The organism is Hydrocarboniphaga daqingensis, from assembly GCF_900129825.1.
Lineage (GTDB): Bacteria > Pseudomonadota > Gammaproteobacteria > Nevskiales > Nevskiaceae > Hydrocarboniphaga > Hydrocarboniphaga daqingensis.
Genome location: NZ_FQWZ01000005.1, coordinates 318,452 through 342,141 on the forward strand (window position 1 = coordinate 318,452; position 23,690 = coordinate 342,141).

Below are 23,690 nucleotides of genomic sequence, written 5' to 3' on the forward strand. Positions count from 1 at the left end.
GACGGCGGCAATGCTGGATTCGACCGGCACGGCGCAGGTTCGACATTTGGGTAGCCCCTGCCTAAACTCGACCATCCGTCCTACCTGCGACACGATGTCCGCCCAAGACAGCCTGCTTTCCATCTCCGTACTCGCCCGGGCCCGCGCCAATATCCCGCTCGAGTTGTTCCGCGCCATCAGAGAGCGAGGTTGCGAGGTCGAAGATTGTCGGATCGCGCCCATCGGCGATCGTCTTGCGGCCAATCTGGTCGTGTCCGGCAACTGGAGTGCATTGGGCCGTCTTGAAACCGCCCTACCCGGCATCGCCCAGAAACTCGATCTGCAGGTCCGATTCGAACGCTGCGGCCCGCGCGAACAGAACCCGGAGTTCCGTCCGTACGCAGCCGACGTGATCGCGCCGCAGCAGCCCGACCTTCTGGTTCATCTATTGGAGTTCTTCGCCAGCCAGGACGTCGAGGTGGCGGAGATTTCGACGCAGAAGTACGCATCGAACTACACCGGTGCCGAAATGTGCAGCGTCCAAATGGTGCTACACGTACCGGTCAACCAGCATCCTCAAGCGCTACGTGAGTCATTCATGGACCTTTGCGACGACTTGAACGCCGACGGCATGCTCGATCCGATCAAAACCTGAACCCAAACGAGAACCAAGCCACGATGAGTATCGTCATCGGCGACGCCCTTCCCGATCTGGCACTACCCGCCAGCGGTGGTAGCACCATCGAGTTGAAGAAGGCCTACAAGGGCAAGAAGTTGGTGGTTTATTTTTATCCGAAGGACAACACGCCAGGCTGCACGCTGGAGGGTCAGGAATTCACCCGACTTTATGCCGAGTTCCAGAAGGCAGGGGCGGATATCGTCGGGGTATCCAAAGACAGCGTCCGCGCCCATGACAACTTCTGTAGCAAGTTCGGCTTCCCGTTTGCGCTGCTGTCGGATGCGGACGAAACGCTCTGCAATGCGTTTGGCGCCATCGTCGAAAAGAGCTTGTATGGCCGCAAGTACATGGGCATTGACCGCAGCACCTTCTTATTTGACGCCAAAGGCAAGCTCGTACGCCAATGGCGCTCGGTGAAGGTCAAGGGTCACGCCGAAGAAGTGCTCGCCGCGGTGCAAGCGCTGTAGGCGCTACCGGGGCCGCATCACCGCCGCTGCCAGGACGGCAGCGCTGCAGTCCATCCGTCGCCGCAACAGGACCCCGTGAAGAAAAAAATCTTCGTGCTTGACACCAACGTGCTGATGCACGATCCGAGCAGTCTGTTCCGCTTCGAGGAACACGATCTGTTCATTCCAATGGTGGTGCTGGAAGAACTCGACGGACTCAAAAAGGGCACCACCGATACAGCGCGGACAGCGCGGCAAGTCAGCCGTCTTCTCGACGATCTGGTTGCCGGAAAGGATCACGCTCAGATCGAGAAGGGCCTGAGCATTCCGACGGGCCTGCAGCGGCATAACGGCCCCAACGGCGGCCGCCACGGCGAGCCGGCCAGCGGAAAGCTGTTCTTCCAGACGCAACCGACGGCCACATCGTTGCCCGGGATTCTCCCGGGCAACAAGCCGGACAACAGCATTCTGTTGACCGCCTTGGCACTGCAAGGCCAGCAGCCGAACCGCCGCGTCACACTGGTCAGCAAGGACATCAACCTGCGGCTCAAGGCCGCGATCGTCGGAGTCCACACCGAGGACTACCACAACGATCAGGTTCTCGATGATCTCGATCTGCTGCCCAGCGGCTATGCCCAGCTTTCAGATGACTTTTGGCAGACGCACGGCGAAAAGATGGAAAGCTGGCAGGATGAGCGCGGCCGTGCCTGCTACAAGTTGCAAGGCCCCAACGTCAAAGACTGGCACGTCAATCAGTTCGTGTTTATGCCGGACGAAAACGAGCGCGGCCTGGAGCTGATGGTGCAATCCATCGACGGCGACACCGCCAAGCTGCGTGTGATTCGTGACTATCGTGCCGGCAAGACGCCGGTCTGGGGCATCCACGCCAAAAACCGAGAGCAGAACTTTGCGCTGAATCTGCTGCTCGATCCCGATATCGATTTCGTCACGTTGCTGGGTACCGCCGGCACCGGCAAGACGCTGCTGACGCTCGCCGCCGGCCTTGCACAGGTGCTCGATGAAACGCGTTATCGCGAAATCATCATGACGCGGGTCACCGTCCCGCTGGGTGATGACATCGGCTTCCTGCCGGGCACCGAAGAAGAAAAAATGACGCCCTGGATGGGCGCTCTGATGGACAATCTGGAAGTCCTGACCCAGACCAGCAGTGCGGGCGATTGGGAGCGCGCGGCGACGAACGATCTGTTATCAAAGCGCATCAAGATCCGGTCGATCAACTTCATGCGCGGACGCACGTTCCTGAATCGCCTGATCATCATCGACGAAGCGCAGAACCTGACCAGCAAGCAAATGAAGACGCTGATCACGCGCTGCGGCCCAGGCAGCAAGATGATCTGCCTCGGTAACCTGGGTCAGATCGATACGCCGTATCTGTCCGAGACCACATCAGGCCTGACCTATGTCGTTGACCGCTTTCGCGGCTGGGCTCATGGTGGGCACGTAACCCTGGCACGCGGTGAGCGATCGCGCCTGGCGGCTTACGCGTCTGACGTGCTGTAGAGACGCGCCGATGCTCAACAAGCTGAAAGGCATGAAGGATGGCGCCATCGCGCTATTCATCAGAAGTTTTGCCAACGAGAAGCTGTCGCAGTACGGCGCCATCGACGACTGCCAAGTCGACACTGCCGGCGCTCGTGTACAACTGCGGCTGCGGCTCAAGGGCGAACTCGAGCCTATTACCGTGGCGATTGAGCGTTATGAATTGGAGCGCATCGGTGACGAGCGCTTCATTCGACTGAAAAGCTTCAGTAGCTCGCGAGAATGGATCGGCGTGGCGTTGAACCAGCGCCTGGCCGACAAGCAGTTCAAGCTGCCTGCCGCCGTCGCCAGCTTGCTCTAGCGATCGGGACGCTACAGTGCCTGATCGAGCGCCTGCTCGATCCGGGCAACGGCCACGATCTCGATGTCGAGCTTGGCTGCCTTACGCGGCCGATTCGATTCCGGAATGATCGCCCGCTTGAAACCATGCTTGGCCGCCTCCTGCAGGCGCTCCTCGCCGTTCTGGACCGGGCGAATTTCGCCAGCCAGCCCAACCTCGCCAAACACCACGGTGTCATGGGCGACCGGCCGCCCACGAAAACTCGACAGTGCCGCCAGCAGCAACGGCAAGTCGGCAGCAGGCTCCTGAATGCGCATGCCGCCCACCACATTGGCGAACACATCTTGGTCGGCCAATGACACCCCGCCGTGGCGGTGCAGAACGGCCAGCAGCATATTCAAACGGTTGCTTTCCAGACCGAGCGTGACACGCCGGGGGCTGCCGCCGTGGCTTGCATCGACCAGAGCCTGGACTTCGACCAATAGCGGGCGACTGCCCTGACGGGTCACGGTAATGACGCTTCCGGCGACCGGCTGGTCATGACGCGACAAAAACAGCGCTGACGGATTGCTGACTTCCTTCAGGCCGGCATCCGTCATAGCGAACACGCCGAGCTCGTTGACGGCGCCAAAACGATTCTTCACGGCCCTGACGATACGGAATCGACTGCCGGCGTCATGCTCGAAGTACAGCACCGTGTCGACCATATGCTCGAGCACACGCGGGCCGGCGATGGCGCCTTCCTTGGTAACGTGTCCCACCAGAATCACCGCCGTACCGCTCGCCTTGGCATGCCGGACCAATCGTGCGGCGCATTCACGCAACTGCGACACGGACCCGGGCGCCGAGTCCAGGGCGTCGGTGTACAAGGTTTGGATGGAGTCGATGACGACCAGCCCTGGCCGATGCCGGGTCAGCTGATCGATGATCCGCTCGACACCGGTCTCGGCCAACACAGGCAGATCGAGTCGCGGCAGGCCCAGACGACTAGCCCGCAGCCGCACCTGTGACAACGACTCTTCGCCACTGACGTACAAAGTGTCGAGTCGCCCTTCGAGTGCCGCCAGCACCTGCAGCAGCAGCGTGGACTTGCCGATGCCAGGATCGCCGCCGATCAGGATGACGGCGCCCGGTACGATACCGCCTCCGAGCACTCGATCCATCTCGGGCAGCCCCGAAGCAACTCGCGGCGCATCTTCGGTTTCGACCTCGTGCAGGCGCTCGATCCGGGCCTCGCCGGCGATGGCGGCGCGCCGGTCCGGGGTGGTCGCCTCACCCGCCGATTCAATCAGCGTATTCCACGCCCCGCAATCCGCACATTGTCCAGCCCATTTCGGCGATTCCGCCCCGCAGGCCTGACATACATAACGCACCGAACGCTTGCTCGAAATCTTTGCCATAGACGTCAGTATGAAGCCTGCCCGCGCCGACTGCCGAGCCGGCCTGCCCGGATTGCACGTTGAACGCGCAAGCGCATTCCAGCAAGGCCGCAGACGACACCGACGCAGTCACCTAGACTGCGCACATGCAATCGAAACCACGCTTGGCGACCGCATTGGCGACCCATACCGGTCGAGTGCGGACCAACAACGAGGACAGCGTCGCCGAGGCACCCGAACTCGGCTTGATTGTCCTCGCCGATGGCATGGGTGGGCACAACGCCGGCGAAGTGGCCAGCAGTATTGCCGTGCACGCGACAGTGGAAGTCGTACGTCACTACTGGCACGACCCCGAACTACAGCCAGAACAAAAGCCCGCGGCTCGCGCGTTGCTGTTAGAGCGAGCGCTTCGAACGGCGCACGAGCGGATCCGCGAGCGCGCCATCGGCGATGCGGAACACTGCGCGGGCATGGGCACCACGGCAACCTGCTGTCTGATCTACGGCGATCGCTTGACGATTGCGCACATTGGCGACTCCAGAGCGTATCGACTCCGGGATCACCGGCTGACGCAACTGACGCGCGACCACTCGGTAATCGAACAACTGATTGAGCAAGGTCTCTACAATCGCGAAACGGCAAGTCGTCTGGTTCGAAAAAACCTGGTGACCCGCGCCTTAGGCGTTGAGGCCAGCGTCCGCATCGACGTCCTAAATGAGGACGTGCGTCTGCACGACCTTTTTCTGATCTGCTCCGATGGCCTGACGGACATGCTCAGCGATGAAACCATCAGCTGCATTCTGGATCAGCCCCGCATGGCAGCGTCAGATTTGGCCCGACAACTGGTCGACCAAGCACTGGCGTCTGGCGGTCACGACAACGTGACCGTGGCCATCGCGCGTGTCGAATCAACGGAATCGTTAGACCGGTGGCATCACCGGCTGCGTCGATGGCTATCCGCTCGAGCGCACTGATTCAGCAGTTGACGATGGCGCCTCAGTAGGCGCCGTTACCCGCCACGACGACCCTGACGGTTTTCAGCAGAATCGACAGATCGAGCAGCAGGCTCCGGTTGCGAGCGTAATAGACGTCCATTGCAACGCGCCGGCGATAGCTGGCATCGCTGCGACCGGTCACCTGCCACAGGCCGGTCAGGCCCGGCTTCGCTCCCAAATAAGTTCCAAGATTGCGCCCGTAGCGATGCAATTCGTCGCGCACGATCGGCCGTGGGCCGACCAAACTCATCTCACCTACCAGGACATTCCAGATCTGCGGCAGCTCGTCGAGACTGGTACGGCGCAGGAATCGCCCGATCGGCGTGATCCGCGGGTCGTTGCGGAGCTTGCGCACTTCCTGCCATTCCGCCGCCAGTGCCGCATCGGAATCGAGCAGGGCTTTCAGGCGTTGCTCGGCATCGGGCACCATCGTCCTGAACTTGTAGCAGCGGAAGCTGCGTCCGTTGAGACCGACGCGTTCATGCGGAAAGAACACATCGCCACCACCACGCCGAATCACAACGACGATGGCGATGATCAACGGCGAAAACACAATGGCAAGCAATATGGCGCCTACGATATCGGACAGCCGCTTTGCGCCGTCGCGAACCGATGCTTTCAGCGATGCCAGCGCACCTGTCGATACTGCATTGAGTAACGGGTCCGCATCGACAACCGCCGTCTCGGCAAACGTTGTCTCGAAGTCCGCATCAGCCATTCGTTTCTTCCTAAATTCCAATATTGCTGCGCGACCAATCCAGAATGCCTGTTGAAGCGATGGCACCCTTGAGCCGAACGCGAGCTGCGAATACCCGTGAATAATCACGATTGCTGCATCGCAACAGCGGCAGCAACTCTAATCGTTATAAGGGGTTCGCCGCAAAATTGATAGCCGACTTCAACACGCTCCAAGCCAATCTGCGGACCGGTTCACGCTTCGCTTTATCGCAGGTCGAGCCGACTGCCCGCTGAATCAACATAGCGAAAGCGCACCCGATTCGTCAGCCCGCAGAACAGCTCGTAAGCCAACGTACCGGCGTGAGCCGCCAACAGCTCTGCAGGCAGCGCCGCGCCCCAGAGCAAGACCTCGTCACCGACAACGGCGGCAGGCGCCTCACGTAAATCCAGCGTGATCATGTCCATCGACACCCGCCCCGCGATACGGGCCGGTTGACCGCCCACCAAAATGGGGGCGCCAGACGACAGGCTGCGGTGGATTCCGTCAGCGTATCCAACCGCGGCGACACCAATCGACATCGGCTCCGGACAACGGTAAGCACTTCCATAGCCAATACCAGCGCCCGCCTCGTAATCCCGGCGGGCGATCAGCCGACTGGTCAGCGTCAATGCTGGCTGCAGGCCGAGGTCCAAACCGACCTTGCCCGGCAAAGGGCTAGCTCCGTACAAGGCCAACCCCGGCCTGACCCAGTCACGTTGCGCCGCCGACGGCCACCCCAACAGCCCGGCCGAGTTCGCGATCGAACGCGCGCCGGGGAGGCCCAGTAGAGCGGCGTCGAAATCCTCGATTTGGCGCTGCGTCATCGGATTGTCCATCTCATCAGCGCAGGCGAGATGCGTCATCCAGCCGCAGAATTGCCATCCCGGATTGCGTTCAAGCACCGCAGACAACCGCGGCACCGCGGACAATGGAAAGCCGAGCCGGTGCATCCCGCTATCGAGCTTGAACCAAACCTGCAGACTGGCACTGGCCGGCATCGACTCCAGCAACTGCACTTGCCAAAAGTCGTTGAGCACGATCTGGAGACGTTCGTAGGCGGCCAAGTTGGCCTCCTCGGCGCTCAGAATGCCTTCGAGCAAGGTGATCGGGGTGCGGATGTGCGCCTCGCGCAGGGTCAGCGCCTCTTCGATACAGGCCACCGCCAAGGCATCCACGCCAGCCGCCTCCAGTGTCCGCGCGACCGGAACCGCTCCATGGCCATAGGCGTCCGCTTTGACTGCCGCCATCACGCGAGCGCCCGGCGCACGCCGTCGAACTTGCCGCAGATTGTGCCGAATGGCTGCCAGATCCACCGTCGCGGTGACGCGATCGCTCATAGCGCCTCGGGACTGCTACTCGGAGTACTCGCCACCCGCGAACGGGATGCGCGCATTCTCGAAACGGGTGTATTGGCCGTGGAACTCAAGCGGAATGCTACCCAGCGGACCATTACGCTGCTTGGCAATGATGATCTCGGCCTGGGTCTCATCGCTGGTCTTGTTGTAGACCCAGTCGCGATAAATGAACACCACCAAGTCGGCGTCCTGTTCGATACCGCCCGATTCACGCAAGTCGGACATGCGCGGTCGCTTGTTGTCGCGCTGTTCGACGCCGCGGTTGAGCTGCGAGAGCGCGATGATCGGCAGCTTGAGCTCTTTGGCTAGCGCCTTGAGGCTACGCGAGATCTCCGAAATTTCGGAGGTACGGTTGTCCTTGGTACCGGGGACCTGCATCAGCTGAATGTAATCCACGACGATCAGCTTGATTTTCTCTTTCTGCGACAAGCGGCGAGCGCGCGCGCGCAAATCATTCGGCGACAGTGCACCGGTTTCGTCGATGAACATCGGCGCCTCGCGTAGTCGATTGATCGTCCACGTCAGCTGATCCATTTCTTGATCGGACAACTCACCGCTGCGCAGCTTCTGCATCGGGATGCCACCACGTGACGAGATCACGCGATAGCCGATCTGCTCGGCCGACATTTCCATGCTGAAGATCGCGACGGCCTCCTTGCGCTCAAACGCAACGTACTCAGCGATATTGACGGCCAGCGTCGTCTTGCCCATCGATGGGCGCGCCGCGAGGATCATCAGATCGCCCTCGCCCAAGCCGCTGGTCTTGTTGTCGAACTCGGTGAAACCGGTCGCCAGCCCCGCCGAACCACCCGGGTTGTCGCGCACGCTGGAGATACGATCAAACACCGCGGCCATGATCTGCTGCATGCCCACCGCACCGCCCTGAGTGCGCATGCCGCGTTCACGGATGCCGAACACTTTTTGTTCGGCCATGTCGATCAGCTCTTGCGGAGCACGACCATCGGCACGGAAGCCCAGGTCGCTGATGTCCTGACCTGCCGCAATCAAGCTGCGTAAGATCGATCGCTCACGGACGATATCGGCGTAAGCGACGATGTTGGCTGCACTGGGCGTATCGGCTGCCAGCGTACCCAGGTACGACAGACCGCCGGCTTCATCCAGCTTGTTCTGAGCGCGCAAGTGCTCGGACAGCGTGACGAAGTCGCAGGGCCGGTTGGCGCCGATCAGATCGCAGATGGCGCGATAGATCAGACCGTGGTCGGCACGGTAGAAATCGGTCTCGGCAAGACGGTCCGCCAACTCGTTCCAGGCACGGTTGTCGAGCATCAACCCGCCCAGCACGGACTGCTCGGCTTCGATCGAATACGGAGGTTGCTTCGGGTCCGACATGGGGCTCGCTGGGCGATAAAACTCGAGGTCAAACAAAAACGGCCCGCGTGAAGCGGGCCGTCAAGTCTAGCGGAGAAGACTCTAAGCGGGTCGCTTAGGCAGCCTTCTCTTCAACCACGACCACGGTCAGGCTGGTTTCGACTTCGCCGTGCAGGCGCACGATCACGTCGTAGCTGCCAATCGAGCGGATCGGGCCGTCGACCAAATCCAGCTCGGCCTTATGCACTTCGATGCCCGCGGCTTCAGCGGCGCGGACGATCTCGGCAGGGCCGACGGAACCGTACAGCTTGCCTTCTTCGGCGGCCAGCGCCTTGACCGTCACCGACTTGCCACCGATCTTCTCGGCGCGAATCTTGGCGGCGTTCAGGCTGTCCTGGGACTTCTTGACCAGCTCGGCCTTGCGGGTTTCGAAGACCTTGCGGTTGCCTTCGGTCGCCGGCAGCGCGATGCCCTTGGGCAGCAGGTAGTTGCGGCCGTAACCCGGGGTCACCTTGACGGTGTCGCCGAGGTCACCGAGGTTCTTGACTCGTTCCAGCAGAATCACGTTCATGTTTGCGGGCTCCTGCTCTTATTCGTGCTTATCGGTGTACGGCAGCAAGGCCAAGAAGCGGGCCTGCTTGATCGCAACCGCCAGCTGACGCTGATAACGGGTGCGCGTGCCGGTGATGCGGGCCGGCACGATCTTGCCGTTCTCGCCGATATAGCCCTTCAGCATCGCCAAATCCTTGTAGTCGATCGGCGCGGCGTTGTCGGAGCTGAACTTGCACGACTTCTTGCGGCGGAAGAAACGGCCACCGGAGCCACCACCGCCGCCTTCTTTGCGTTCGAATGCCATTAGACGTTCTCCTCGGTGGCTTCTTCGTCAGCATCCGCATTATCGGACGCAGCCGCGTCATCGCGGCGGGACTTGTATTCGGGCTTCTTGTCTTCTTCCGGCGCCTTGAACAACGGCGACTGCGCCGTTTCCGGGGCATCCTTGCGAATCACCAGCTTGCGGATCACGGCGTCGTTGAACTTGAACGCGCTTTCCAGTTCGGCCAGGGCCTTGTCGCTGCACTCGACGTTCAACAGAACGTAGTGAGCCTTGTGAAGCTTGGCGATCGGATAGGCCAGCTGACGACGGCCCCAATCTTCGAGGCGGTGAATCTTGCCGCCATCGCCTTCCACCATTGCCTTGTAACGCTCAGTCATGGCCGGGACCTGATCGCTCTGGTCCGGATGCACCATGACTACGATTTCGTAGTGACGCATGGATTACTCCTGTCTATGGATGTCGGCCACCACGGGGATGGCCGGGACAGTCCCCCGCCGGAAACGGTCGGGCGGTGGGACAGCGCTCTTCGGCCGAAACGGCAGCCTCGAGAGGGCGCGCAGCTTATAGGATCGGCTGCCGGGTATCAAACCAGCAGACCGGCACGTCGCACCGACGCATCAGGCGGACGCTGGTTGGCAGTGAATTGAAGCGTGCCGCCCTGGCAGGCGCGCCTGCCGTCAGCCCGGCCCGATCAGTGAGGGCGTGGAAGCCGACGCCTACCGGCGCTTGGCCGGCTGACGCTGACGGAACGCTTCGTACAAGCAAACGGCAGCGGCGACCGACACATTCAAGCTTTCGGTCTTGCCGAGCATCGGGATCTTGACCAGCCGATCGCAGGTTTCCCGCGTCAACCGACGCATACCCGCACCTTCTGCTCCCATCACCAGCACCAATGGTCCGGTCAGATCTGCCTCGAACAGCGTCTCCTCGGCCTCGCCAGCGAGTCCGGTCAGCCAATAGCCGCGCTCTTTCATCAGTCCGAGCGTCCGAGACAGGTTCGTTACCGAGATCACCGGAACGCGCTCGGCCGAACCCGCGGCTGCCTTCATGACGACAGCGGTCAGGCCCGCAGCTCGATCTTTCGGGATGATGACGCCCGTGGCGCCGACCGCCTCCGCCGTGCGCAAGCAGGCACCGAGGTTATGCGGGTCCTGTACGCCGTCGAGTGCCAGAAACAGGCGATCGGGCGTCGCGGGCGCTTCCAGCGCGTCTTCGCCGCTGAGTTGCCGCTCGGGAATCAGCGCCAGAACGCCCTGGTGGCGAAGCCCTGGCGCGTACATATCCAAGTCGCTACGGCTGACCTGACGGACGCGAATCGACAGCGCTTGAGCGGCCGCCAACAAGCGTCGCGCGCGTTCGTCGGCCCGGGTATCGGCCAGCAGGATTTCGTGGGGTTTTTCGGCGCCGTCTTCGAGCGCCGCCATGACGGCATGAAAGCCGCCGATATATTGATCAGCCATCTCGCTAGTGTAAGCACATTAATGAACAAGGGCGCCGAAGCGCCCTTGTTCTTCATCCAACCGGCAATCAACCACCGAGATACGGCGGCGGCACCCAAGCTGAATTCTCGTTACCTTCCACCACCGGCTTGATCACGATGTCAACACGGCGGTTGCGCGCTTCCTTGACGTTGTCGCCGGTGCGGACCACCGGCTCACGCTCGCCGCGACCCTCTTGGCGCAAACGAGCACCCGGCACGCCCTGCGAAGCCAGGAAGCTGCCAACCGCCGCGGCACGGCGCTCGGACAGGCCCTGGTTAAAGTCCGACGTGCCACTGGTATCGGTGTGGCCGACCACATGGATCACGGTCTTGTCGTAGTTACGCAAAATGGCTGCGATACGGGCGTAGGCATCCATCGCATCGGGACGAAGGGTGGCACTGCCCAAGTCGAAGCTGACATCGGAGGCGATGGCGACTTTGAGCGAGCCGTCCGACAGCGTGGTCGTGCTCAACTCACCGCGCTGAATCTCCGGGGCCATTTGCTGCTCGACATCGCGGCGCTGCTTGTCCATGTAGTTACCGACCGCCGCACCGGCAAGTGCGCCGACGACGGCGCCGACGATGGGCGCACCACGCGCACCACTGACGTTGTTGCCGATGACGCCGCCGATCACGGCGCCGATTCCGGTGCCGCGCTTGGCGTTGCGGTTGGGGTCGTCGGCACAGGCCGCGACGCTCAGGACTACCACCGCCACCAACGCCGTCTTGATGACCTTCATCTGGATCTCCGCTTCTTTTTATTGCTGGGAAGTGCGCGCGATTCTGTGTCCGATCCCTGAACTTTGGATGAACGTGACCCGCTCGATTTCAACTGTATCAACTCAAGGTCGATCTTACGTTCGTCGAGGTTGACCCGGACCACTTTGACCCGCACGGCGTCGCCCAAATTATAGGCCATGCCGCTGCGCTCTCCGATCAGCCGATGATGGCGAGCCTCGAACTTGTAGTAGTCGTTCTTCAACTGACTGACGTGGATCAGGCCTTCGACGTACAAGCCACTGAGTTCGACGAACAAGCCAAAAGGCGCAATGCCGGCCACCAGTCCGTCGTATTCCTCGCCGACGCGATGGCTCATGTACTCGCACTTGAGCCAAGTCGCGACGTCGCGCGTGGCTTCGTCGGCACGGCGCTCGGTCATCGAGCAGTGCGCGCCGCTCTTCTCGATGCTGTCGACGGTGTAGATGAAGTCCTTCGGTGCCTTTTTGTGGATCAAGTGCTTCAGGGCCCGGTGCAGCAGCAAATCCGGGTAGCGGCGAATCGGCGACGTGAAGTGCGAATAATGGGTCAGCGCAAGCCCGAAGTGGCCGAGATTCTCGGCGCTGTAGCGTGCCTGCATCAGCGATCGCAGCATGACCGTCTGGATCAGCGGTTGATCGGGGCGACCCTTGGTCCGCGCCAGCATCGCCGCATAGTCTTCGGTTTCAGGCCGATCACTGCCGCCGAGCTTGAGACCGCGTTCCGTCAAAAACTCACGCAGGGCCTGCACCTTCATCGCATCGGGCTTTTCATGGACTCGATACGGCGCCGCAATCTTCATCTTGGCGACGCGCTTGGCCGACTCGACGTTGGCCGCCACCATGCACTCCTCAATGATCCGGTGCGCGATGTTGCGTTTGATCGGCACGATCCGTTCAATCTTTCGATCAGTGCCGAATACGATCTTGGTCTCATTGGTATCGAAGTCGATCGCACCGCGCGCTTCACGCGATTTGAACAGTGCCTGGAACAATTGCTCCAATGCCTGCAGATGCGGCACCACATGCGGCACCTTCGACGCCTCAGGGCCAGATGGATCGGCCAGGATCGCGGCGACGTCCTCATAGATCAACCGCGCCTGCGAACGCATGACCGCCTCGTAGAACGTCGACTTGGCGACGCTGCCATCGGGCTTGACGCGCATCTCGCAGACCATGCACAAGCGGTCCACATTCGGGTTGAGAGAACACAAGCCGTTGGACAGCTTCTCGGGCAGCATCGGGATCGCACGCTGCGGGAAATAGACCGAATTGCCTCGCGCCGCCGCCTCGAGGTCCAGCGGCGAGTCCGGGAGCACGTAAGCCGCCACGTCGGCGATCGCCACCCACAGCGTCCAACCACCGCCGGTACCGAAGGGCCCCTTACGCATGGCCTTGGCGTAGACCGCATCATCAAAGTCACGCGAATCAGCGCCGTCGATCGTCACCAGAGGCAGGTCGCGCAGGTCGACGCGCCCCTTGATCTGCGCTGGCTGCACCGTGTCAGGGATCGCCTCCGCTTCGGCCAGCACGTTGTCCGGGAATTCGTTAGGCAAGCTGTGCGCACGCACGGCAGCCTCGATCTCCATACCCGGCGCCAAGTGATCGCCCAAAATCTCCAGCACCTTGCCTACCGGCAACGTGCGATTGCCCGGCGGCGCAATGATTTCGGCAACGACCATCTGCCCGTGCCGCGCGCCGAGCGTGGCGTCCTGCGGAATCAGCAGATCCTGCTGCACCCGTGGATTGTCCGGGATCACGTAGGCAATACCTTGGTCGACGTGCATGCGGCCCACGACCTCGCGCGATCCCCGCTCCAGAACCTCAACCAACGAGCCTTCCGGGCGACCTTTGAAATCAGTGCCAGTGATGCGCACTAGTGCGCGATCGCCGTTCATCAACGAGCGCATCTGGCGCGGCGGCAGAAACACGTCCTGACCGCCCTCGTCCCGGATCAGAAAGCCGAAACCGTCGCGATGTGCCTGGACGACGCCGGCGATGGCATTCATCTGCGCAACGGGACCGAAGGCTCCCTTTCGGTTTTGCACCAGCTGGCCGTCGCGAATCATCGCGCCGAGCCGTTTTTCCAGCGCACTCTGCTGATTGAGCTTGCTCAGACCGAAATGGCCGATCAGGTCATCGACCGTCAGCGGCCCTTCGTGTGCCGCCAGCGTTTCCAGAATCAGCGCGCGGGACGGAACCGGGTCCTCGTAACGGCCCTGCTCTGCAGTGTAGTTGGGGTCGCGGGACTGCCAGTCAGCGGTCGTAGCGGAGGTCTTTCGAGAATTTTGAGTTGGGTTCTTTCGTTTCATTGACAAAGCATACGCTCATCGCCACAATTCGCGCCCTCGCTGCTGCGGAAACACAGTAGCGGGGTTGCAAGCAAAGCCGAGATGGCGGAATTGGTAGACGCACTAGTTTCAGGTACTAGCGGGTAAAACCGTGGAGGTTCGAGTCCTCTTCTCGGCACCAAACAAATAAACCGGCCCTGAGCCGGTTTTTTTGTTTGTGCGCCCGAATTCGGCACCGAACCGGTACCGGCCGCCCCGAGCGACGTGATCGTCGGGAGCAGCCGGCTCGATATCGCTTCAACGATCAATCGAAGGGATTGTGCAAAACGATTGTGTGCTCGCGGTCCGGGCCGGTCGAGATGATCGCAATCTCGGTCTCCGTCACCTGGCGGACCCGCTCCAGATAGCGGCGCGCCGCCTCGGGCAGGGCGTCATAACGAGTAACGCCGTAAGTGCTGGTCTTCCAGCCCGGCAGCTCCTCGTAGATCGGCTCGATCTTCGAAAAGCCCTCGGCCCCGATCGGCGGCACTTCGACCGGCACGCCGTCAGCCTGGTAACCAACGCAAATCCGGATCACGTCGAGTTCGTCGAGCACGTCGAGTTTGGTTACGCACAGACCGGTGACGCTATTGTTGAAGATCGAGCGTCGTGCGGCGACCGCGTCAAACCAGCCGCAGCGGCGCGGCCGCTTGGTAACCGTGCCGTATTCCTGACCCTTGTCACGGATGTGCTGCCCGATTTCGTTTTCCTGCTCGGTCGGGAACGGGCCGCTGCCCACGCGCGTGGCATAGGCTTTGACGATACCCAGCACATAGTCGAGGTTGCGCGGCCCCACACCGCTGCCCGTGGCAGCGCCGCCAGCGGTCGTGTTGCTGGACGTGACGTAAGGATAGGTGCCGTGATCGACGTCGAGCAGTGCGCCTTGCGCTCCCTCGAACAGCACGTTGTCGCCGCGCTTGATATGCAGTCGCAGCAGTTCCGTTACGTCGGCCACCATCGGCCGGATCACTTCGGCATAGCCGAGCAACTCGTCGAGCGTGGTCTGGAAATCGACCGGCTCTTCCTTGTAGTAATTGGTCAGCACAAAGTTGTGATACGCGAGCAACTCGCCGAGCTTGGCCGCCAACTGGTCGCGATGGAACAAGTCGCCAACGCGAATCGCGCGGCGCGCCACCTTGTCTTCGTAGGCCGGGCCGATGCCCTTGCCGGTGGTCCCGATCTTGTTCTCGCCACGAGCGATTTCGCGCGCGCGATCGAGCTTGACATGGGGCGGCAGCACCAGAGGCGTGGCTTCGGAAATCTTCAGGCGTCCGCGTACTGAGGCGCCGGTCGCCTCGACCTTCTCGATTTCCTTGATCAAGTCAGGCAACGACAGCACCACACCGTTGCCGATCAGGCAGGCAACATCGGGCCGCATGATGCCGCTGGGAATCAGGTTCAGCGCGGTCTTGATGCCGTTGATAACCAGGGTATGCCCCGCATTGTGGCCTCCCTGGAAACGAACCACGGCCTGTGCGCGATCGGTCAGCAGGTCGACGACCTTGCCTTTGCCCTCATCGCCCCACTGCGCTCCAATCACTACAACGGACTTGCCCATGCGAGTTCTCTACTCAGCTGCGGTTACGGCGCCACGGCGGCGCAGGATTCGGTGCGATCAAGCACCGAGTCGAATCAGTTCATTCATATCGGCCGAAAAGCCGGTGGCCGCGCGCGGACGACCGAACTCATGGCCGACGCCATCGTAGCGCCCACCTCGTGCAATCTCGCGACCATGGCCCGGTACAAAGGCCGCGAACACCAGCCCGGTGTGATACTGCAAGCCACGCAACTCGGCGAGATCAACGTGCACCGGGACCGTTGGAAACTGCGCCTGCAGTGCGCTAGCGGCTTTCTGCAGCGTGGCCAGCGCGTCAGCCAGCCCATCGTCGGCACCGACCAGCGCATGACGCGCGCGCTCGAGCACGCTGACGTCGCCGTTGAGATCAATCAAGGCCGAGAATGTCGGTGCCAGCCCATTGAGCCGCTGGCTGGACGCTGCGAACTCAGCGAGATCAGGGTGCGACTTGCGCTGCAGAATATCGAACAAGGTCGCTTGCTCATCCTCGTCAAGCGCGAGCTTCGACGCGAGCGCCCGATAGATTCCGACATGCCCCAAGTCCAGGTGCACATTGGCGACGCCCGCGAGCTGGATGGTGTCGAGCATCAGCCGCAGGATTTCGAGATCCGCTTCGATGCCCGGCTCACCGAATAGCTCACAGCCGACTTGTCGCGGTGAGCGAGGCCCACCCTGGCTATCCGGCGACGTGCGCAGCACCGTACCCAGATAGCAAAGGCGCACCGAGTCCTGATCGGCGTAGCGGCGTGCGGCGATACGCGCCGCCTGCGGCGTCATGTCGGCGCGCAAGCCGAGCAGCCGACCGCTGGCCGGGTCGGTGAACTTGAAGATCTGTTGCTCCAAGTCGCTGCCGGCACCGGTCAGCAGCGCGTCCAGATGCTCAATCATCGGCGGGAAGATCAGCTCGTAGCGGGCCGCCCGATAATGGTCGAGTAGCTTGCGTCGCAGGTCCTCGAGTTGCCAGGACACCGGCGGCAGCGCTTCTTCCATGCCATCGGGCAGCATCCAGCGTTTGATGGCCATGTTCGGATCGTTAACGAAAGGTGGGGGACCGCCGCGGGCGGCCGTTCAGCGGCGGCTATTGTCGTCGCCTGAGCCAAGCAAAGCCAGCCGCCTGGCAGGCCAGACCGCTCTCAACGGGTCAGAAAATGCAGAACGACCAAGCCGGCGGCCATGCTGGCCAGCGCGAGCAGCCGCATCGAGCGGTCCTCCATCGCGGCAAAGTTGAGCAGCGAGCGGCGGAATCGACGCGGGGACACGAAGGGCATCAGCCCCTCGATGACCAGCATCAACGCCACCGCGCGCCCGAGGTCGTTCCACATCGGGGTGGCCGCAATCGTTACGGCGCAGAACCCTTGTTGAAGTACTTGAACAAGTCGCTATCGGGCTGCAGCACCATGATGTCCTTGTTCTTGCCGAACGCGTCGCGGTACACGCCGAGCGAACGGTAGAAGTTGTAGAACTCCTGGTCCTGGCCGTAAGCGGCCGAATAGATTTCTGAAGCGCGGGCATCGCCCTCGCCTCTGAGCTTTTCGGCGTCGCGGTAGGCATTGGCCTGTGCGGTCTGCGCCTCGCGGTCTGCTTCGGCTCGGATCTTTTCCGCCTCTTCGGCGCCGCGTGCGCGCAAGTCGGACGCGACGCGGGTGCGCTCGGCGCGCATGCGCTCGTACACCGAATCGCTGACGTCCTTGGGCAGATCGACGCGCTTGACGCGCACATCGACCAACTCGATGCCGAGGTCCTCGACCGCATCACGGGCGTTCTTCTGCAACGACTGCAGAATCTCGTCTCGCTCGCCGGACACCACCTGCTGAACCGTGCGCGAACCGAACTGGTCGCGCAGACCGCGATTGATGATCGCCGACAGCCGGTCCATCGCCACGATGTCCTGACCACCGGTCGCGCGGTAGTAGGTCGTCGTGTTGGCGATGCGCCACTTGACGTAGTAGTCGACCTCGACGTTCTTCTTCTCGACCGTCAGGAAGTTTTCAGTCTGATTGTCGAGCGTCAGGATGCGGCCATCGAAGCGCAGCACGTTCTGAATGAACGGCACCTTGAAATGCAGACCCGCCGGATAGTCGGTGCCTTGGATTTCGCCGAACTGGAAGAGCACGACGCGTTCACGTTGGTCGACAACAAAGAACGAGCCGCCGATCAACATCACCACCAGCGCCAGCAGCGCCGTTCCCAACATCTGTGAGTTCTTCATTGCTCAGCGACCCCGCTCGCGCGTACGCGCCGGATCCACCGGCGTAGAAATGCCGCTACGCCCTGCCATGCCTTGCGGCATCGAGTAGTCAGGCGCTTCATCCGTCTTGGGAACGGACTTCATCAGCTGCTCCAGCGGCAGATACAACATCTGATTGCTGCCCGACTTGGTGTCGACCAGCACCTTGCTACTGCCCGACAGCACCGTGCTCATCGTGTCGAGGTACAAGCGGTCACGGGTGACCTTGGGCGCCTTGCGATATTCGGCCACCAGCTGGCTGAAACGCGACGCATCACCTTCAGCGCGGGCGATCACCTGATCACGATAGGCCTGCGCCTCTTCGAGCTGGCGCGCTGCCGCACCGCGAGCGCGCGGCAGGCGATCGTTGGCGTAGGCTTCGGCTTCGTTCTTGATGCGCTGCTGGTCTTCACGGGCCTTGATCGCATCGGCAAATGCCGACTGCACGGCTTCAGGCGGCTGGGCCTGCTGCAGGTTGACTTCGGTAACGATTAGGCCGCACTTGTAGGCATCGAGACGATCCTGCAGCAACTGCTTGGTGCGATCGGCGATCGCCTCGCGCCCTTCCGTCAGGATGAAATCCATCTCGCTGCGGCCCACCGTCTCGCGCACCGCCGACTTCGTGGCCTGGCGGAGCGTCATGTCGGGGTCGTCGACCGAGAACAGATACTGCTCGGCCGACGACACGCGGTACTGCACGGTCAGTTCGACGTCGACGATGTTCTCGTCCTTGGTCAGCATCGTGGCGCGGTCATTGACCTGGCGAACCTGGGTCACGTTGACGACCTCGACTTTCTCGACCGGCCACGGCGCGTGCCAGCCCCAGCCCGGGACCGTGGTACGGCTGTAGGCGCCGAAGCGCATCACGACGCCGCGCTCCTGTTCGTCAACCACGTAGAAGCCGGTGAACAGCCACAACGCGGCGATGACCGCGATCGCAACGCCCAGCAGCCCGGCCGGCAGACCGGCGCCGCCACCGCCAGACGGCGGGCGCGGTCCTTTGCCGCCGAGCCGCGCTTTTAACCGACGCAACAGCTCGTCAAGATCAGGCGGCCCATCGCCACCCCGCTTGCCGCCTCCAGGCCCCTGATTCCAAGGGTCGCGATTCGGCCCAGGCTCATTCCAAGCCATTGATACTCCAGTCGGTGAACAGAACGATGTAGGTAAATGGCGATGATCTGTCAGCTTGCAAGACCCGCCGCTCCAGGGGCGGCCGCCAGCTCGGACCGCGATTCTAGGTTGCGGTTTCCCATTCCTCAAACACACGCGGCTCCGGCGGCGGGATGACGCCAGCTGCCCTGCAAAGACCGCGAAGACGCTCGTACGGCAGGCGTACCGTCAAATGCGCGACCCCATCGTCGTCGATTCTCTCGCCACGAACCGCGCGCAACTCGAACAACTGAGCCCGCAACCGCGCGGCCTGCGGAGGCACCGTGATCTCGAAATCGGGGACTCCCGGTCGCAGACGCTCGGCAATGGCGGTCTTGAGCAAGTCGAGACCAAGACGTTCACGCGCCGACACATAGACGCGTACCGCGACGCCATCGTCATCGCGCTCGATCCGCGCGATCTCGTCGTCACGCAGGTCGATCTTGTTGAACACCTGCAGCCGCGGCACGCCGTCGGCCTCAATCTCGGCGAGCACGCTGTTGACCTGCTCGATCCGCGCCATCCGCTCACCGTCGCCGGCATCGATCACGTGCAGCAGCAGTGCGGCATCACGGGATTCTTCTAGCGTCGCGCGGAAGGCCGCAATCAAGTCATGCGGCAGGTCGCGAATGAAACCGACCGTATCAGCCAGCACCACGGGTTCGCCTTCGGGCATGTCGAGCCGACGCACCGTCGTATCCAACGTGGCAAACAGCTGGTTGGATGCGAAGGTATCGTCGCCGGTCAACGCATTGAACAAGCTGGACTTGCCAGCATTGGTGTAGCCGACCAGGGACACGGTCGGAATCTCGCTGCGTCGGCGCGCTCCGCGATTCTGAGCCCGGCGGGCCCGCACCTCTTCCAGCCTGCGACGCAGCGTGTCGATGCGCTCGCTGACCAATCGGCGGTCGGTCTCCAACTGCGACTCGCCGGGGCCGCGCATGCCAATACCGCCCTTCTGCCGCTCCAAGTGAGTCCAGCCTCGCACCAGCCGCGTCCGCAGGTGGCGCAACTGCGCCAACTCGACCTGCAGCTTGCCCTCATGAGAGCGGGCGCGCGATGCAAAAATATCGAGGATCAGCCCGGCACGGTCGAGAACGCGGCACTTGAGCAACTTCTCAAGATTGCGCTCCTGACTCGGTGACAGATCGTGATTGAAGATCGCAAGGTCAGCCTCGTCGGCTGCCACGGCCGCGGCCACCTCTTCAGACTTGCCGCTGCCGATGAACAGACCGGGATCAGGGCGCTGCCTCGATCCCCCGATGATCGCGCGCACGTCAGCACCGGCCGATCGGGCCAGGTCCTCGAACTCGCGCTGATCGCTTTCGTAGTCGGATGCACCCGCGGCGTGACGAGTGCCCTGGCCGTGGCCCGAGCTACCCGCGGTGTTGTGGACATCCAGATGCACCAGTACCGCTTTCTGCCGCTGCGGTGACCGGTCAAACGTCGTGGTCGATGCCAAGATGCTCGCTTGAATTGCTTACTTGTTGCCCGGCGCTTCGTCGCTGGGCTCGCCTTCGCTGGGGTCGTAGACGCGGACCGGGCGCGCCGGAACGATCGTCGAGATGGCGTGCTTGTACACCATTTGACTGACGCTATTCTTCAGCAACACCACGAAGGAATCGAAGGACTCGATCTGTCCCTGCAGCTTGATGCCATTGACCAGATAGATCGACACCGGAATGCGCTCTTTACGGAGGGCATTGAGAAACGGTTCTTGTAACGTATGACCTTTAGACATCGCTGCTTCCTTTAATAGTTATCCATCCCGACCGCGCCCGAATACCGGGCCCAACAGCGAGACTTGACAAAAGTCTAGCACGCGGTCAGCGACGGCAAGCAATCCATTGCGGAAACCACTTTGGCTACCAGCTGCGGGTCATCGGGGTCGAACCGCGCGCCCTTCTCATTTCGCAACCAAGTCAGCTGACGCTTGGCAAATTGCCGGGTTGCCGCGACGCCTTGGGCAATCGCCTGCTCGATCGAGCACTGCCCGTCCAGATGCAGCCACAGCTGCCGGTAGCCCACCGCACGCAAGGCTGGCAACTGCAGATGTAGATCCCCGCGCGATCGCAAGCGCTCGACCTCATTCAAAAAACCCTGCGCCATCATTTGCATGAAACGCTGCTCGATGCGCTCGTGCAAGCGCGCTCGATCGGGTGATTCGAGTACGACCGTCAAGTACGGCGGGTGCAGCGTCGCCGACCGCAGTTCGAACTGCTCGGCCATCGGACGGCCACCGAGCGTGATGACTTCGAGCGCCCGTTGGATGCGCTGCTGGTCGTTGGGATGCAAGCGCTCGGCCGTCGCCGGGTCGAGCGAGCGGAGTCGCTCGTGCATCGCCGGCCAACCGATCAATTGCGCTTCGGCTTCCAACTGAGCCCGCAGCGCAGGATCGGCGGTCGGCAGGTCCGAAAGCCCTGTCGTCAATGCGCGGAAGTACAGCATCGTACCGCCCACGAGCAGCGGCCTTCTGCCACGAGACTGGATCTGATCCACCAGCTGCAATGCATCACTGGCGAAGCGCGCGGCTGAATAGGCCTCGGCGGGATCCAGAATGTCGATCAAGTGATGGGGCACACGCGCCTGCATGGCGGCGTCCGGCTTGGCCGAGCCAATATCCATCCCGCGATAAACCTGCGCCGAATCGACACTGATGATCTCGCAGGGTTCGCGCTCGGCCAGCGCTAGCGACAGCCCGGTCTTGCCCGAGGCCGTCGCGCCCATGATCAGCACAGGCGCCAACGAGGAGCGCTCAGCGTCCACGAAGAAACAGCCGGTCGAGCTCGTTCATGTCCAGCTGCGCCCACGTCGGCCGCCCGTGATTGCATTGGTTGGCAAACTCGGTGCGCTCCATGTCACGAAGCAAGGCATTCATTTCGTGAAGGTTCAAGCTGCGGTGCGCTTTGATGGCCGCTTTGCACGCCATCTCGGCCAGCACCCGTTCTTGGGCATTGCGGACTTCATCGACATGAGCCTGGCTCTCGTCGTCGACCAGACTACGCAACAACGCTTCCAAATCAGCTCCTGCCAGGAGGGGTGGCACCGCACGCAGCGCAAGCGCCTGCGGCCCCATGCGGTCAAATTCAAGACCGAAGTCGCGAAGCGCATCACGCTGTCGCTCCAGTGCATCGGCCTGATCTTCTGCGAACTTGAGAACGGCTGGCACCAGCAACTGCTGCGATGGGATCGGTCCCTGAGCCAACTGCTGCTTGAGTCGTTCGTACAAAACGCGCTCGTGGGCGGCGTGGGCATCGACCAGAACCAGCCCGCGCTCGTTCTGCGCCAGGATGTAGATGCCGTGCAACTGCGCCACTGCCTGCCCCAGCGGTGCACTGCGTACTGGATCGACCGGAGCAGGAGCAGGAGCCGGCGTTCCTAGTCCGTCAGACCGAGCAGCGTCCAGCAAGGCCCAACCGGTTTGGTCTACCGAGTCCGCGGCACGCGGCTCGGCAATCCGCCACGGGGCCGAGGTCGACGTAGGCGCGGCCGGGTATGGCAGGCGGGTCTGAGTGACCAAACTCGTCGGCACGAAGCTCCCCGCTTCGGCGGCGCCCACACGGTGATGCTGCTGCGGATCAGGACGCACGTCACGCAAGGCCCGGTGCACGACGCCGAACAACATTTCGTGCACGCGCGCCGCATCGCGGAAACGGACTTCAGTCTTTTGCGGATGAACGTTGACGTCGACGCCGCGCGGGTCGATGTCCAGATACAGCACGAACGCCGGATACCGCGTCGAATGCATCACGTCGGCAAATGCGCGGCGCAACGCGCCTGCCAACAGTCGATCACGAACCGCGCGACCATTGACGTACAAGTACTGCAGGTCGGGCTGCGATCGCGAAAACGCTGGCAACCCGAGCCAGCCATGCAACCTCAGGCCGACTCGCTCCTCATCGACATGCAGCGCATTGGCGATGAAGTCGGGCCCACAGACCTCGCGCACCCGCTCCTCGCCGTTCCCCAGTACGTCGAGGGGACGCAGGTCCAGCACCCGCTTGCCGTTGTGCGACCAGCTGAACGCCACCTCGCGCCGGGCCAATGCGAGCCGCCGCAGCGCCTGGTCGACGTGCCGAAACTCAGTGCCGTCGCTCTTGAGAAACTTTCGGCGCGCCGGCGTGTTGTAGAAAAGATCACGAACCTCGACCACGGTGCCCCCGGCCAAGGCAGCGGGTTCCGGCGTCTGCACCATCACGTCGCCATCGCCATGGACGCGCCACGCATGGTCTTCGTCGACGCGCCGCGACGTCAGGCTCAGCCGCGACACGGACAGAATGCTGGGTAATGCCTCACCACGAAAGCCGAGGCTGCAGACACCCTCCAGATCCTCGAGGCTCAGGATTTTGCTGGTCGCATGACGCTGCAAGGCCAGCAGAAGTTCGTCGCGGGCAATACCGTGGCCGTTATCGCGAATCCGCAGCAGCCCCAGACCGCCCTGTTCGGCCTCGACCTCGATCCGCGTCGCGCCGGCATCAAGCGCGTTCTCGACCAGTTCTTTGACGACCGCAGCGGGACGCTCGACGACTTCGCCAGCTTTGATCTGGTTGACCAGCGTGTCGGGCAGTAAACGAATGGGCACGAGCGATTGACGAAATCAGCAGGCCGCAAAGGATAC

At 62.3% G+C, this 23,690-nt stretch carries 24 protein-coding genes and 1 tRNA gene; 6 read left to right on the forward strand and 19 right to left on the reverse strand.

The genetic code is table 11. The features are described from left to right. Positions 1-10: 10 nt before the first annotated feature. The 4 genes from BUB09_RS12050 (at position 11) to BUB09_RS12065 (ending at position 2,965) form a co-directional block, all read left to right on the forward strand. Entirely contained in the window at positions 11-634 is a 624-nt protein-coding gene (locus tag BUB09_RS12050) for a glycine cleavage system transcriptional repressor (RefSeq protein ID WP_245793270.1), read from the forward strand. Between the two features lie 23 nt (positions 635-657). Continuing rightward, positions 658-1,125 (forward strand): peroxiredoxin, encoded by a 468-nt coding sequence (locus BUB09_RS12055; protein WP_072897968.1) that lies wholly within the window; start codon positions 658-660, stop codon positions 1,123-1,125. Positions 1,126-1,239: 114 nt separating this feature from the next. Then, complete coding sequence (locus BUB09_RS12060) at positions 1,240-2,625, forward strand: PhoH family protein (RefSeq protein WP_436232912.1); 1,386 nt, start codon at positions 1,240-1,242, stop codon at positions 2,623-2,625. Positions 2,626-2,635: 10 nt separating this feature from the next. After that, positions 2,636-2,965: a hypothetical protein gene (locus tag BUB09_RS12065; RefSeq protein WP_072897970.1), complete on the forward strand. Its 330-nt coding sequence runs from the start codon at positions 2,636-2,638 to the stop codon at positions 2,963-2,965. A gap of 11 nt (positions 2,966-2,976) precedes the next feature. Here BUB09_RS12065 and radA read toward each other — a convergent pair whose 3' ends face one another. Continuing rightward, on the reverse strand, positions 2,977-4,344 hold the full coding sequence (gene radA, locus BUB09_RS12070) for a DNA repair protein RadA (protein ID WP_072897971.1): 1,368 nt from the start codon (positions 4,342-4,344) through the stop codon (positions 2,977-2,979). A gap of 125 nt (positions 4,345-4,469) precedes the next feature. On the opposite strand from radA, the gene BUB09_RS12075 reads away from it, so the two are divergent. Further along, entirely contained in the window at positions 4,470-5,297 is an 828-nt protein-coding gene (locus tag BUB09_RS12075; protein ID WP_072897972.1) for a Stp1/IreP family PP2C-type Ser/Thr phosphatase, read from the forward strand. Between the two features lie 22 nt (positions 5,298-5,319). Here the strand turns inward: BUB09_RS12075 and BUB09_RS12080 are convergent, their stop codons facing one another. The 9 genes from BUB09_RS12080 to rnr all read right to left on the reverse strand — a co-directional run bounded on the left by BUB09_RS12080 (position 5,320) and on the right by rnr (position 14,102). After that, positions 5,320-6,036 (reverse strand): sugar transferase, encoded by a 717-nt coding sequence (locus BUB09_RS12080; RefSeq protein WP_175550190.1) that lies wholly within the window; start codon positions 6,034-6,036, stop codon positions 5,320-5,322. Between the two features lie 224 nt (positions 6,037-6,260). After that, entirely contained in the window at positions 6,261-7,373 is a 1,113-nt protein-coding gene (gene alr, locus BUB09_RS12085) for an alanine racemase (RefSeq protein WP_072897973.1), read from the reverse strand. Between the two features lie 15 nt (positions 7,374-7,388). Then, positions 7,389-8,741: a replicative DNA helicase gene (gene dnaB / locus BUB09_RS12090; protein ID WP_072897974.1), complete on the reverse strand. Its 1,353-nt coding sequence runs from the start codon at positions 8,739-8,741 to the stop codon at positions 7,389-7,391. Positions 8,742-8,835: 94 nt separating this feature from the next. Further along, the gene (rplI, locus tag BUB09_RS12095) at positions 8,836-9,291 is read right to left on the reverse strand and encodes a 50S ribosomal protein L9 (protein ID WP_072897975.1); all 456 of its coding nucleotides are present in this window, start codon (positions 9,289-9,291) and stop codon (positions 8,836-8,838) included. 18 nt (positions 9,292-9,309) lie between these two features. Beyond that, positions 9,310-9,576: a 30S ribosomal protein S18 gene (gene rpsR / locus BUB09_RS12100; protein WP_072897976.1), complete on the reverse strand. Its 267-nt coding sequence runs from the start codon at positions 9,574-9,576 to the stop codon at positions 9,310-9,312. Beyond that, positions 9,576-9,992 (reverse strand): 30S ribosomal protein S6, encoded by a 417-nt coding sequence (rpsF, locus tag BUB09_RS12105; RefSeq protein ID WP_072897977.1) that lies wholly within the window; start codon positions 9,990-9,992, stop codon positions 9,576-9,578. Before rpsF ends, rpsR begins: the two co-directional genes overlap by 1 nt. 279 nt (positions 9,993-10,271) lie before the next feature. Beyond that, positions 10,272-11,015 (reverse strand): 23S rRNA (guanosine(2251)-2'-O)-methyltransferase RlmB, encoded by a 744-nt coding sequence (gene rlmB / locus BUB09_RS12110; protein ID WP_072897978.1) that lies wholly within the window; start codon positions 11,013-11,015, stop codon positions 10,272-10,274. A gap of 67 nt (positions 11,016-11,082) precedes the next feature. After that, on the reverse strand, positions 11,083-11,775 hold the full coding sequence (locus tag BUB09_RS12115) for a YiaD family glycine zipper/OmpA-like lipoprotein (protein WP_072897979.1): 693 nt from the start codon (positions 11,773-11,775) through the stop codon (positions 11,083-11,085). Further along, positions 11,772-14,102, reverse strand: a complete 2,331-nt coding sequence (gene rnr, locus BUB09_RS12120; protein WP_072897980.1) for a ribonuclease R — start codon at positions 14,100-14,102, stop codon at positions 11,772-11,774. The genes BUB09_RS12115 and rnr overlap by 4 nt, the downstream gene beginning before the upstream one ends. Before the next feature lie 75 nt (positions 14,103-14,177). Between rnr and BUB09_RS12125 the strand changes: the two genes are divergently transcribed. Next, positions 14,178-14,262 (forward strand) — tRNA-Leu (locus BUB09_RS12125). A gap of 123 nt (positions 14,263-14,385) precedes the next feature. Here the strand turns inward: BUB09_RS12125 and BUB09_RS12130 are convergent. From BUB09_RS12130 to mutL, 9 genes are all read right to left on the reverse strand, one after another. Continuing rightward, positions 14,386-15,678, reverse strand: a complete 1,293-nt coding sequence (locus BUB09_RS12130) for an adenylosuccinate synthase (RefSeq protein ID WP_072897981.1) — start codon at positions 15,676-15,678, stop codon at positions 14,386-14,388. 57 nt (positions 15,679-15,735) lie between these two features. After that, a complete protein-coding gene (locus BUB09_RS12135; protein WP_072897982.1) occupies positions 15,736-16,719 on the reverse strand; it encodes an ATP phosphoribosyltransferase regulatory subunit in 984 nt (327 codons plus the stop codon). 110 nt (positions 16,720-16,829) lie between these two features. Next, positions 16,830-17,018 (reverse strand): DUF2065 domain-containing protein, encoded by a 189-nt coding sequence (locus BUB09_RS12140; RefSeq protein WP_072897983.1) that lies wholly within the window; start codon positions 17,016-17,018, stop codon positions 16,830-16,832. A 17-nt stretch (positions 17,019-17,035) separates the two neighbouring features. Further along, positions 17,036-17,905, reverse strand: a complete 870-nt coding sequence (gene hflC / locus BUB09_RS12145; RefSeq protein WP_072897984.1) for a protease modulator HflC — start codon at positions 17,903-17,905, stop codon at positions 17,036-17,038. Between the two features lie 3 nt (positions 17,906-17,908). Continuing rightward, positions 17,909-19,054 carry an FtsH protease activity modulator HflK gene (hflK, locus tag BUB09_RS12150; protein ID WP_072897985.1) on the reverse strand — a complete coding sequence of 382 codons (1,146 nt, stop codon included), beginning with the start codon at positions 19,052-19,054 and terminating at the stop codon, positions 17,909-17,911. Between the two features lie 103 nt (positions 19,055-19,157). Then, positions 19,158-20,534: a ribosome rescue GTPase HflX gene (gene hflX / locus BUB09_RS12155; protein ID WP_245793271.1), complete on the reverse strand. Its 1,377-nt coding sequence runs from the start codon at positions 20,532-20,534 to the stop codon at positions 19,158-19,160. Positions 20,535-20,552: 18 nt separating this feature from the next. After that, positions 20,553-20,813, reverse strand: coding sequence for an RNA chaperone Hfq (gene hfq, locus BUB09_RS12160; RefSeq protein ID WP_072897986.1), 261 nt, complete (start codon positions 20,811-20,813; stop codon positions 20,553-20,555). Positions 20,814-20,887: 74 nt separating this feature from the next. Beyond that, positions 20,888-21,799 carry a tRNA (adenosine(37)-N6)-dimethylallyltransferase MiaA gene (gene miaA / locus BUB09_RS12165; protein ID WP_072898045.1) on the reverse strand — a complete coding sequence of 304 codons (912 nt, stop codon included), beginning with the start codon at positions 21,797-21,799 and terminating at the stop codon, positions 20,888-20,890. A gap of 28 nt (positions 21,800-21,827) precedes the next feature. Beyond that, entirely contained in the window at positions 21,828-23,654 is a 1,827-nt protein-coding gene (gene mutL / locus BUB09_RS12170) for a DNA mismatch repair endonuclease MutL (protein WP_072897987.1), read from the reverse strand. Positions 23,655-23,690 lie beyond the last annotated feature (36 nt).